We start from the raw sequence: 12,335 nt of genomic DNA on the forward strand, positions 1-12,335 counted from the left end.
GTGACGAAAAAAATAAAAATTAATGTTATAATAGAAAGAAAGAGCTTACAAAACAGAAAGTAGGATGTTGTTATGACGAATTTTATGGGTGGATTAAACCGTTTATTTGAGTGGATAATGCGGTTATCTGTTATTAATATATTGTGGCTTATTTTTAATCTGCCAATTTGTTATTTAGCTTTGTCGTTATTATTTGCAGAAGACGAAGCTTCGATCTTTTTGTTACTAGGAACTACTGCCGTTCTCGCCCCTTTTATGTTTTTCCCTGCTACAACAGCGATGTTTGGAGTAGTGAGGAAATGGGTCATGGGTGAAGAGGATGTCCCGCTAGTCAGGTCTTATTGGCGCTTCTACAAAGAAAACTATGTTAGAAGTTTAACTGGAGGTCTATTGATCACCTTAATTTGGGTGATTTGGGCTGCTGACTTTTTCTTTTTCTCAAAAGTCAATGTCTTTATTAGTGCATTCTTTTTAATAGGATTTTTATTTCTTTTCTTAATGACCATCTTTTTTTTCTCAAACACGGTACATGCCGAATTAAAGCTTATGACAAGTATAAAGAACGCATTCTTTCTCACGATGGTTTATCCCTTTATTAATATTGTTGTTTTAGTATTCAGCGGTGTGATTTTGTATGTAAGTTTAGGTGTGTTTACCTTCCTAGTTCCATTTTTCATGGGAACACTTATCACATATGTAGGATTTGCTGCCTATTATCAAAAAATGGAGAAAATAAACGGGAAGATAGCAGAAGAGCCGAAGTAATTTTATGAATATAGTGTGGCCGTTCTAGACATGTTTATGTTGGAACGGCTTTTTTATTTTTACAAAAAATAAAAAAGACCTTTCTATACCGAAGAAAAGGTCTTTAATCATCAGGAAGCGTTTTCATAAATAACGCCTTTAAATTGAATCTTAAATGATGGAGGATTGTTTTTCTGTATTTGAGTTTTCACTTCTTTGATTTTGGCAACTGCTTCAGTCATTCCAGATGCAGGGATTTTGTATTCTTTTTTTTCAATTCCAGTGTCAATTAAAAAGACGAATTGTTTCATTGATCTGTACTCTCCTTTGAAGTTTTTTAGTTAATTTATGGTCACTTTTAGAAAACGGTTTCAATAAAATTTTAAATAAACTTGAATACGCTTTCATTTTATTGCATCAAAAGACCTATGTCAAGGAGTTGGGCCGTTTATTTTTTAATATAAAAAAATTCTTCTTAATTTGTTCACAATTGAACGAAGATGAATTTCTAAATTGACATTTATCCTACTCTTAATGGGCAGTAAGATCCCCACCTCAAGCTTCAGAGTTTACACCATCAGATGGGGATGAAGGAAACCCAACTGATGGAAGTTTCACTTTATCGTAAATATATAGCAAAACCAATAATAATGACTATCCCTAAAACGATATAAATCCATGATAAGCGAGAGAGGTTTGCTTTTGTTTTTGTATCATAATTTTTGTCTCCCTTGCCTCCAATGAGAATCGTACCGACTAAAGATATAACTCCAATAAGAATAACAAGTAAGATAGCAATTTTCATGAGAATATCCTCCTTGAAAGACAGGTTATATTAAAATCATACTATAACTTTTGGGATTGGATGGAGGAATTAGTGAATAAAAAGTGAAACATCACCTCCATAGGAGAGGAGGTGATGGAAAATAAGACCCCACCTCAAGCTTTTGAGTGTACAAAGAAGGTAGGTAGGGTTAACTGCCTGTAACGGACCGATTGGTTCAACTAACAATCAGTTCATTCTGTGTTTCGGAGCTTAAATCTTAAAAATATTGAATCCTGAATGTAAATCTTTAATAGGAAGCATGTTAAAGACACTGTTAAAGCATTCAGGTCTGGTGAAAATGGCATGTATAAGTCAGTTAGTTAATGTTATTGCACCAATTATGACTGACAACAAGGGTAGTGCTTGAAGGCAAAAGAGAGTAGTTTCACCACTAGCGAAACATTCTTGGAATGTAATTCGTTTTAGTTTAAACAAATAGGAAAGTAATAAATGAGACTTTTCTCTTTATGGGGAAGGTCTTATTTTTATTCCCTTAGAAAATGTTTCAGGCAGGAGAAAGTGTGGAATGGTACTAATATAAGAGAATTTCTCAGTTTGATAGGCGGTGAAAGTGATTCACTTATCATTTGTATTTATGACACAATGATTCCCTTAAATCTTTGTGTATCCGCTACATTGTCGCATCAGGCTACGCAATCGTACAATTAGGTTAAGAAAAACTCTTAATCAACCTTTAATGGGGGTGTGTATGACGTGTCAGTTATTTCAAGAGATTTATTTTTATATCTATCAAACAATAAAACCTTAAATCGAGCAGCCCAAAATTGGGGAGGAAATATTGCCTCTGGAAGGATTGTCGGCGGGATAGACTTTCCAAGCTCCATTAAATTTATTAAAGAGTTAAATGACCAAGGGTTTTCAGTGACTGTTGATCATTTAGGTGAATTTGTTACAAGTGAAGAGGTCGCAAGAGAGAGGACAGAAGAATGCATTCAAACGATTGAAACAATCGTCGCTCAACGATTAGATTCTCATGTTTCCTTAAAATTAACTTCATTAGGATTAGATATTTCAAAGGAACTAGTTTTTGAAAATATGAGAAAAATCATGGAAACGGCTGAAAAGTATAAAATCATGGTCACAATCGACATGGAAGATGAAAAACGATGTGAGGATACACTTTCAATTTTTAAAGGATTAAAAGCTGATTATACCTATCTTAGTACTGTTATCCAAGCATATTTATATCGATCTGAGCAGGATGTACAAAATTTAAATGCTTACGAGCCGTTCTTACGACTTGTTAAAGGTGCTTATAAGGAATCACCAACAGTTGCTTTTCCGAAAAAAGCAGATGTGGATGAAAACTACAAAAAATTAATCAAAACTCGTTTGTTAAATGGTCATTATACAGGAGTTGCGACTCATGATGATGACATTATTGAATATACTAAGAGATTAGTAGAGGAATATCAAATTCCAAGAAATTCTTTTGAGTTTCAGATGCTGTACGGTATGAGAACTCAAACTCAAAAGGAACTAGTGAAGCAAGGCTATAACATGCGTGTGTATGTTCCATACGGGGTTGATTGGTATGGATACTTTATGAGACGTCTTGCTGAACGTCCAGCAAATCTTGCTTTTGTTTTAAAGGGTATGACAAAAAAATAAAAAGGAGTCGATGGATAATGACAACTGTTTACAAACACGAACCATTTACTGATTTTTCAAAAGAGGAAAACCGCAAAGCATTTGAAAAAGCGCTCGAAAATGTGAACAAGATATTGGGAAAAGAATACCCACTCGTGATTAATGGTGAACGAATTTCAACTGAAGATCAAATTGTCTCCTATAACCCGGCAAACAAAGAAGAAGTTGTAGGTATCGTAGCCAAAGCTACTCAAGAACACGCTGAAATGGCGATTCAAGCAGCGGATAAAGCTTTCAAAACATGGAGATATTGGAATCCAGAAGAAAGAGCGAATATTTTATTCCGCGCAGCGGCCAGCATTCGCCGTAAAAAACATGATTTTTCTGCATTATTAGTAAAAGAAGCAGGGAAGCCTTGGAATGAAGCTGATGCAGATACAGCTGAAGCAATTGATTTCTTAGAATATTATGGACGCCAGATGATTGAACTTGCTAAAGGAAAACCGGTAAATAGCCGTGAAGGAGAAATCAACAAATATGTGTATACACCAACAGGTGTAACAGTTGTGATCCCGCCTTGGAATTTTTTATTTGCGATCATGGCTGGTACAACAGTTGCTCCGATCGTGACAGGTAATACGGTTGTACTAAAACCTGCAAGTGCAACACCAGTCATTGCAGCACAGTTTGTCGAGGTGCTGGAAGAAGCGGGCTTACCAAAAGGTGTTGTCAACTTTGTCCCTGGCAGCGGTGCTGAAGTTGGTGACTATTTAGTCGACCATCCCAAAACAAGTATTATTACCTTTACAGGATCTCGTGAAGTTGGAACACGTATTTTTGAACGTGCAGCAAAGGTTCAGCCTGGGCAGCAACACTTAAAGCGTGTTATTGCCGAAATGGGTGGAAAGGATACTGTATTAGTTGATAAAGATGCTGATCTTGAACTAGCTGCTCAATCCATTTTTGCCTCAGCATTCGGCTTTGCTGGTCAAAAATGCTCAGCAGGCTCAAGAGCAGTTGTTCATGAAGATGTCTATGATCAAGTTCTTCAACGTGTAGTCGAGATTACAGAGCAGAAAATCACAGGCAATCCTGAAAAATATGAAACATATATGGGACCGGTGATTGATCAGGCTTCATATGACAAAATCATGGATTACATTCAAATTGGAAAAGAAGAGGGAAGTTTAATGAGCGGAGGAAAAGGCGACGATTCTAAGGGTTATTTCATTGAACCAACTATCTTCGCTGACCTTGATCCTAATGCTCGGCTCATGCAAGAAGAGATCTTCGGACCAGTTGTGGCATTTGCTAAAGCAAAGGATTTTGACGAAATGCTTGAAATTGCGAATAACACGGAATACGGTTTAACAGGTGCCTTGATTACAAGAAATAGACAATACATTGAGCGTGCGAAGCATGAGTTCCATGTTGGAAATCTTTATTTCAACCGCAACTGTACTGGAGCTATCGTTGGTTACCACCCATTTGGAGGCTTTAAAATGTCCGGAACAGACTCTAAAGCTGGTGGTCCAGATTACTTAGCCCTTCATATGCAGGCGAAAACAATTAGTGAGATGCTTTAATATGTTACATGAGGAAAAGAAGTAGACATTGTTGTCTCTTCTTTTCTTCATTTAGAGCCAATTGGTCAGAATTCTTCAAATAAAGGAGATTCCTTTATTTTCTCCTTATCCGGCTTTTTGTAATTCGACTAATTTCAGTTGTTTTTTAAAGATAATTTTTGAGATTGATATACTTATTTCATACAATAGGAACAACGGAAACATGACAATCAGGGCCGATATAAAGTCAGGGGGAGTGACTAACGTAGAAATAATCGTTAATAGAAAATAGGCTAGCTTTCGCGTTTTAGCTAACTGTTTTGGGTTAATGATACCTAGTTTTGTCAACATCATCACTAATATTGGCATTTCAAATAAAAAACCTAGTGGCAATGTCAGGTTAAATAAAAACCTAAAGTATTTATCAACGGTATACATCGTGTTCATTTGTTCAGCAGCCAGAGAATTTAAAAACGTAAAGACATTTGGAAAAAGGATAAAATAACCAAAGGAAATTCCAAAAAGAAAACATCCTAATATAAGTGGGATAAAGAGCATAAATGTTTTGGTCTCATGCTTTTTTAGTCCTGGACTAACAAATCTCCATATTTGAAATAATATGATGGGAGTCGAGCACACAATAGAAAATGAGCCAGCAATCATAAAATAAATCCATAGAATATCACTTGGTCCAAGAACTGTCAGTTCTTGATCAGCAGAGAAAACAATTAAGTTATAAATATCTTCAACAAAAATAAATGCAATACATAAAAAGGCAATAAATGTAATAAGCATAATGATAAATCTTTTACGTACTTCCTCTAGATGCCCTACAAGATTCATCTTCTTTTTATCCATATTTTCACTTCCTTTGTACAGTAAGAAGATGCAAACAACATTGTTTACATCTTCTAATATAATGTCTTTAGCTTTTTGCTTTTTTCGATGTTTCTTCTTCATTATCTCCAGAAACTAAATCTCTCGTTGCGCTTTTAAACTCACTTAGAGTTCGCCCAAAAGCCCGTCCAATTTCAGGTAATTTTGATGGACCAAATATAACTAAAGCAATAATTAAGATCAGTATTAACCCTGGTACCCCAATGTTTTGGATCATGAATAATCTCTCCATTTCTTATTTTTTGTAGGCAACTTCTGCCTCGATTTCAATTAACCAATCTGAATTAACCAGGCTATCAACACCAACAGTAGAGCGTGCTGTTTTATTAGGATTTTCTTCCGTGTTAAAGAATTTTGCGTATGCATTGAACCACCCTTGATAGTCTTGTGTATTTCCTTTATTAGGGTCAGGTGTAAGGTAGACTCTGAGGTATGTAATATCAGACATCGATAATCCCTTTGCTTCAAGGTCATTTTTAAATGTATTTAAAATTCCAATAGCTTGGGTTTCTGTATCACCATACCTTTCATAAACAGTTTTTCCATCTTTGTTTAAGAGTGGAGGAACTGTTCCGCTATAAGATAATCGATTATAGTTGTGAGGAACAGCAACCGAGCTTGAAATAGAAGAGCTTGGGCTTCCAAAGAAGGTAACTTTATCAGACTTTAATGCTGCTGCTTCACTACCAGCTGAGGCAGAAAATGCTGCTATTAAACATGTCCCTATAATAGCAGCAGCTGCTGCAGACTTAATTTTTTTCTTCATGAAATATACTCCCTTTCAGATTTAAACTTGAAATCTACAGATTAGCCTGCTTTCACCTTAACGTTTCCTTCTTTCATTACTTCTTCATGGATACGGTTTACAACAATTCTTGCCGATTCAAATGCTCCTGCCATCCAGCCGGTTAAATAACTTAAATGTTCACCAGCTAAGTGGATTCGCCCTTGTGGTTGATTTAGGACAGGATAATAATTTTTACGATCTGAAGCTGAATAAGAAGCCCATCCACCTTCATTATATTTAATTTTATGCCATGCAACTGAGTATGAGGTTTCGAAATATTTTGAATATTGAGGGTGGATCTTTGCACCTTGGCTTAGTGCACGAGACTCACGAGTTGATAATGATAAATTTCCATAGTCAACGGCATTTTGACCAAAGTTATAATAACCAATAAGAATACCTTTTGAAGATAGGAAATTATTCGATGGATACCAGATTTGCGAAATATCCATATTTGTTGTGGTAATACCGCCTAAGATACGGTCTTCATTTTCCCAGAAACGTTCTTTAAATTGGAAACCAATTTTGCCTGTTGTTGCATAGTTAATGCTCTTAATTGCATTTTTCATCTCCGATGTAAAGTCTGCCTCAATATTTTTAAGAACTGGAAGAGGGATTGTACAAACACAGTAGTCACCAGTTATTTCTTTTTTTTGACCATTTTCTGTTTTATAGACGATTCTTACTCCAGCGGGAGATTGTCTAATCTCAGTCACTTCACAACCAAATGTTATTTTTCCAGGAAGTTTACTTTCTAGTGCTTTTGGAATTTGATCCATTCCACCGACTGGTTGGAACATTAATGGTTGTTGTTGAAAGTCATAATCGCTATTAATGCTATGCATCATTCCGGATGTCAGTAAATCCTTAAAATTATAAGGGTTATCAACTTTTCCCGGTTGAAGACCACCACCTGGCAGCTCTAAATATCCTCGTCTAGTTGAGCCTGTATACGTCGATTCAGCTGAAAGATCTCCTTCACTTGTTAGATATAATTTTAATCTTTCAATATCTTCACTTGTCAGAGTTTGGTCTAATGCTGCATGGTCAGCCTTTGAAAGAAGTTCTGAAATATACCCCCTTGTATCCGCCTTTATAGTACCTTTTCGAATTTTTTGACTAGATAGCTTTCCTGCACCTTCCTGGTAATAATACGAGAATTCATTATTATTACAAAATACCTCTAAATCAACTCCAAGCTCTTTACAATAGTCCATAGTGACATGATGCTGAGGAATACGGGCAGGTCCAGCATTCATATATTGGCCCTTATCAAATTTTGCCACTTGTTTTACACCATTGATTTCGGTTTCTTCGGTCCCCTTGCGAACGGTCCAGTTACGACCTCCAGTTCGCTTTCGAGCTTCAAGTATTTTACAATCGTAACCAGCTTTTCCTAATTCATAGGCCGTTGCCATACCGGCAATTCCTGCGCCTAGAATAATAACCTTCTTTCCCATTTTGTTTCCGTTTGCTAGATCACTCATCTTAGGAGACTGAAATTCCTTTGCACTTGCCATTACAGGACTTGCGAACATACCTAGTGATTCCATTGCACCCCATACAGCTACAGCACCACCAACTTTTCCAACTTGTTCAAGGAAATCTCTTCTTGTCATACCATTTTCATGATTACTAGACATATAATGTCTCCTTTCATTTTGAATAAGCTAATCATATACAAAAGGGAGGAACTACAAATAGAATCTTGGAAGAATATCTTCCGCAAAGTGGAAAAAATAAACATATTTAACTAGAATTTTCCTCGACAATCCATTTCATTCGCAAAACATAGACAAATAGTCTATGTTTTATATTTAAAAGATTAGTTCAAATGGAGGGTCATTTTATAGAAGCTCATATGCGTTTTACCTTTCTTAATGTCATTACTTAAAGAGTAATAATAAATGGAGTTTTTCCAATTTCCTGAAACTTTCGTCTATCTTAATCGTATTACTTATTGTAGATAACTAGTTATAAAGTCTTGCCACGTGGAAATAAAAGGCTAATACATTTATTAGGAGGCAGATGAATGTCAGGTGTTTTCGGAGTTATTGTAATCTTAATTCCCTTATTAATTATTGCTGCACTTGGTGGTGTAGGGTATTTCTTTTGGGTGAAAATTCGTTACCGGACGGCCAAATCTAACCAAGCGTTAATCATTACAGGTCCAAAACTGGGGGATCCTGAAAAGGAAACAAATATTTTTACAGACCAAGAAGGACGTTCAATGAAAATAATTCGAGGTGGGGGTTATAGACTAAGACGTTTTCAAACTGCAACACCTGTTAATTTAACGTCTTTTCAATTAAAGCTTTCAACCCCAAGAGTTTACACAAATGGAGGAGTACCGATTGTCGCAGATGCAGTTGCGATGGTAAAGGTAGCTGACACATTAAATGGAATTGCTAATTATGCAGAGCAATTTTTAGGAAAAGAACAAGAAGAGATTGAAGCAGAAATTATCGAGGTTCTTGGTAGTAATCTTCGTGCGATTTTATCAAAGATGACGGTTGAGGATATTAATAGTGACCGTGAAAAATTCAATCATGATGTATCAGAGGTTGCACAAAAACAATTGGATTTAATGGGATTTAAAATTACTTCATTAGGCTTAACAGATTTACGTGATGCAGATGAGGAAAATGGTTATTTGAAAAACCTTGGAAGACCGCGTATTGCAGAGGTTCGTAAACTAGCAGAAATTGCTGAAGCCAATAGTGAGCGTGAAACTCGTATCCATAGAGCACAAACAGATCAAGAAGCGAAAGAAGAGGAATACAAGCGCCAGATTGCGGTTGCAGAATCGAAGAAAGAAAAAGACATTAAGGATGCTGCCTTCAAAGAGGAAACAGAGCGTGCACGTGCAAAATCAGAACAATCATATGAATTAGAAAGAGCAAAACTTGCGAAAGAAATAAAAGAAGAGGAATTAACACTTCAATTTTTAGAACGAGAACGTGCCGTTAAGCTAGAAGAGGAAGAAAGTAAGGTTCGTAAAGCGAAAGCAGATGCTGAATACTATGAAACTACGCGTAAAGCTGAGGCAGAAGCTCGCAAAGCTGAGATTGATGGGGAAGCAAAGGCAAAAATTCGTCGTGAAGAAGGTTCTGCTGAAGCTGACGTAATTCGTGAACGCGGTAAAGCTGAAGCAGAAGCTCGTAAACTATTAGCTGAAGCAATGGAAAAACACGGTGATGTGATTATTACCGAGAAGCTTATCGAGATGCTCCCAGTCTTTGCAGAGAAGATTGCCCAGCCACTGACAAATATTGATTCTGTCAAAATTATCGATTCTGGAAATGGTCAGGGTGTATCCTCATTTGGAAAAAGCATCACAAAAACAATGGTTGATATCCAAGAGCCATTAAAAGAAATGACAGGGATAGATATGGGTGAGCTATTAAAATCATATGCAAATCGAACAAATCGTACAGACAATCATATTACGTTTCAAGAAGTGAAACAGGACGATGATTCGGATACAACTACGGTTGTTGAAGACCAACCTGAAAAATAAAAATAGAAAAACTTAGCCTTTATAGAAGTCCTAATTTAGAAAGTTTTAGTTTTTCTTATCCTATTATTCTTAGATTTTTTACGTAATAAAATGAAAAGGCGGACAAATTTTTGTCCGCTTTTTCGGTGCATAGTAAATAATAAATCTATGAACTTTGAAAAGAAGTGTTTTGATATCGAGCGCCCTAACCTCTCGGTCATAAGCCAATTTAGAATTGAAGTCCAAGAATAAATCGTCTTATTTGCTGGCTAAGGCGATTGCGATTTTGTTCTATTTCTATGGGAGATATTCTACAATGAAACTATACAAGTATAAACTTGCAAAGTATCATAAGATTAAAGAAATATGAGGTAGGAGTTTGCTTATGAATGAGCTACTAGAGCGTGCTTTATCACTTTCTGATTTGAATGAAGTTGTCGATGTTATCAGTAATGGGTTAAAAAAGCCAGTGATTATGGAGAGTGATCATTTCTTTTTACTTGCTTACAATTCTTATTATGTGAATCATTTTGACTATGCAAACCAGCAAACGATTTTTTCTAAAAAATGTCCATTAAATATATTTGAGCGATTTGTTGAAACAGGGATTATTGATCAATTGAAAACAAATGAAAAACCGTTTCGAGTAGAAAAAATGAGTGAAATTGGATTGAATCGTCGGGTAGTTGTCAACGCAAAGTATAAGGATACCATTATGGGATACATTTGGGTGCAGGAAATTGATGACCCATTAACTGAAGAAGAATTAGACTTTCTTTATGAAGTTTCCTTTCATGTTGGAAAACTAATTTATAAGAAAAATAAACTTAAGCAAAAAAAAGCAGAGGAAGTCGAAAACTTTTTTAGAAAAGTGATTAATCATGAATTTATGAGTGAAAAGGAATTAAAATGGGAAGCAACAGAGCTTGATATTGTGCTGCCCTCTATTTTTAGTGTGATGGTGGTAAATGCTATTCATGCAGATGAAGAACTTATCGAGGAATTAAAGGGAACAATTCGTTCTTATTTAAATTTAAAGGATAATACTAGTCATGTGTTGGTTTATCGAACAAATATTGTCATTATCGTAGGCTGTTATTCTCTTAAATATTCACCTGTAACAGCTGCCCTCCAAATTGTTGATAACTTATTAACAAACTTTGATGCAAAACGATATTCAAATATTTATATCGGCATCGGGAATGAGTATCAGCCTATTTTATCTATGCACAGAAGTTATAAGGAAGCCCTTGAGGTCATTTCGATTGCGGAAGATTTAGGAACACAAGAAAACCTTCCATATGAATATAACAAAATTGGTGCCCTTAGATATTTGGATGTTATTCAAGAGAAAAATGCTAAAACGAATTATACAAATAAAAATATACAGATCCTTCAAGCTAAGGATAGAGAAAGCCAAACAGAGCTTGTCAAAACATTGGAGTATTATTTAGTGAATAATTGTAAACTTAAGCCAACAGCTGAGCAAATGTTTATTCACCCTAATACATTAAATTACCGAATGAAACAAATCACAGAATTAACAACGATAGACTTTTCTGATTTTAATCAAAAGTGTCAGCTTTATCTTGACTTAATGGTTAGTAAAAGGGGCCGTCTTTAAACTCAAAGATTAAAAACCTTTTGGAACCGATTACATTATTGGTTGGAATTGAAGAAACGAGGCTGTTTCAAAGCCAGCCTCGCTATTTTATGATGGTCCATTTTCTGATATTACTTACTCGGATACTGTACAGATTTTACATGTTTAAAATTAACAAAGCTTACTTCTTCTCTAGCTGTAATTAATTCTACCATCGATCCTTTATATCCTTTTAATTGCCCTACTTTACGACTATTTTCACCTAAATCTAAGATAACAACTTTACCAATTAATTTTTTTAATTGCTCGTCTAATGAACGTGCTAGTGAAAGGGTTGATGGATAACTAGTAAACGTTGTTCGATCTAATGAATAGGGTACCTGATCTGGCTTATAAGGAATAAGCCACTTTAAGTGTTGGAAGGAAACATAGATCGTTTGATAAATAGGAGAATAAAATACGAAATAATCATTCAGCACATTAGTTACATATCCGTGAATGGCTTTATTTGTTATCATAATCTCTGAAAAAATCCCTTTTGAGTTTGTTAGTATTTTTCGTACTGATAAGGGGTCTTTTTCGTTTTCAAAAGGTTTATTTGAAGGATATTCAATTTCTTCATCATCTTCATCATCTATTGGATATAAAAGGTGAATGTGAGTGAGTGGAATGTAGTAAAAATCTTTTCCATTATATAAAACAATAATATCTGTTCCAAAGTCGATTAATAAACCGGTATGGTGAACTTTCCCTGGCAATTCTACACGTATATATCTACCAAGGTATAAATTAAAATTGTTCAT

12 protein-coding genes and 1 pseudogene are annotated in these 12,335 nt (G+C 35.4%); 6 read left to right on the forward strand and 7 right to left on the reverse strand.

Translation table 11 applies throughout. The features are described from left to right. Positions 1–72: 72 nt before the first annotated feature. Positions 73–765, forward strand: a complete 693-nt coding sequence (locus AC4GZ8_RS23850) for a YesL family protein (protein WP_491084378.1) — start codon at positions 73–75, stop codon at positions 763–765. A gap of 110 nt (positions 766–875) precedes the next feature. On the opposite strand, the gene AC4GZ8_RS23855 is transcribed toward AC4GZ8_RS23850, so the two are convergent. Next, positions 876–1,055, reverse strand: coding sequence for a hypothetical protein (locus tag AC4GZ8_RS23855; protein ID WP_491084379.1), 180 nt, complete (start codon positions 1,053–1,055; stop codon positions 876–878). A 308-nt stretch (positions 1,056–1,363) separates the two neighbouring features. Next, positions 1,364–1,549, reverse strand: a complete 186-nt coding sequence (locus tag AC4GZ8_RS23860) for a hypothetical protein (RefSeq protein WP_491084380.1) — start codon at positions 1,547–1,549, stop codon at positions 1,364–1,366. Positions 1,550–1,793: 244 nt separating this feature from the next. On the opposite strand from AC4GZ8_RS23860, the pseudogene AC4GZ8_RS23865 reads away from it, so the two are divergent. From AC4GZ8_RS23865 to pruA, 3 genes and pseudogenes are all read left to right on the forward strand, one after another. Continuing rightward, positions 1,794–1,934, forward strand: a pseudogene (locus AC4GZ8_RS23865) (alpha-L-arabinofuranosidase C-terminal domain-containing protein); the annotation flags it as partial. 350 nt (positions 1,935–2,284) lie between these two features. Continuing rightward, positions 2,285–3,202 carry a proline dehydrogenase family protein gene (locus AC4GZ8_RS23870; protein ID WP_491084381.1) on the forward strand — a complete coding sequence of 306 codons (918 nt, stop codon included), beginning with the start codon at positions 2,285–2,287 and terminating at the stop codon, positions 3,200–3,202. A 17-nt stretch (positions 3,203–3,219) separates the two neighbouring features. Then, positions 3,220–4,767 (forward strand): L-glutamate gamma-semialdehyde dehydrogenase, encoded by a 1,548-nt coding sequence (pruA, locus tag AC4GZ8_RS23875; protein WP_491084382.1) that lies wholly within the window; start codon positions 3,220–3,222, stop codon positions 4,765–4,767. A 105-nt stretch (positions 4,768–4,872) separates the two neighbouring features. Here the strand turns inward: pruA and tatC are convergent, their stop codons facing one another. The 4 genes from tatC to AC4GZ8_RS23895 form a co-directional block, all read right to left on the reverse strand. After that, entirely contained in the window at positions 4,873–5,604 is a 732-nt protein-coding gene (gene tatC, locus AC4GZ8_RS23880) for a twin-arginine translocase subunit TatC (protein WP_491084420.1), read from the reverse strand. A gap of 67 nt (positions 5,605–5,671) precedes the next feature. Beyond that, positions 5,672–5,860, reverse strand: a complete 189-nt coding sequence (locus AC4GZ8_RS23885; protein WP_491084383.1) for a twin-arginine translocase TatA/TatE family subunit — start codon at positions 5,858–5,860, stop codon at positions 5,672–5,674. An 18-nt stretch (positions 5,861–5,878) separates the two neighbouring features. Next, a complete protein-coding gene (locus AC4GZ8_RS23890) occupies positions 5,879–6,409 on the reverse strand; it encodes a RidA family protein (protein WP_491084384.1) in 531 nt (176 codons plus the stop codon). A gap of 41 nt (positions 6,410–6,450) precedes the next feature. After that, positions 6,451–8,073, reverse strand: coding sequence for an FAD-dependent oxidoreductase (locus AC4GZ8_RS23895; protein ID WP_491084385.1), 1,623 nt, complete (start codon positions 8,071–8,073; stop codon positions 6,451–6,453). A 389-nt stretch (positions 8,074–8,462) separates the two neighbouring features. Here AC4GZ8_RS23895 and AC4GZ8_RS23900 point away from each other — a divergent pair, with 389 nt between their 5' ends. Then, entirely contained in the window at positions 8,463–9,950 is a 1,488-nt protein-coding gene (locus AC4GZ8_RS23900; protein ID WP_491084386.1) for a flotillin family protein, read from the forward strand. Positions 9,951–10,314: 364 nt separating this feature from the next. Then, the gene (locus tag AC4GZ8_RS23905; protein ID WP_491084387.1) at positions 10,315–11,553 is read left to right on the forward strand and encodes a PucR family transcriptional regulator; all 1,239 of its coding nucleotides are present in this window, start codon (positions 10,315–10,317) and stop codon (positions 11,551–11,553) included. A 110-nt stretch (positions 11,554–11,663) separates the two neighbouring features. On the opposite strand, the gene AC4GZ8_RS23910 is transcribed toward AC4GZ8_RS23905, so the two are convergent. Then, positions 11,664–12,335: a DUF2642 domain-containing protein gene (locus AC4GZ8_RS23910; protein WP_491084388.1), complete on the reverse strand. Its 672-nt coding sequence runs from the start codon at positions 12,333–12,335 to the stop codon at positions 11,664–11,666.

This window comes from Metabacillus sp. RB-C-LZQ-3-1 (genome assembly GCF_058315175.1).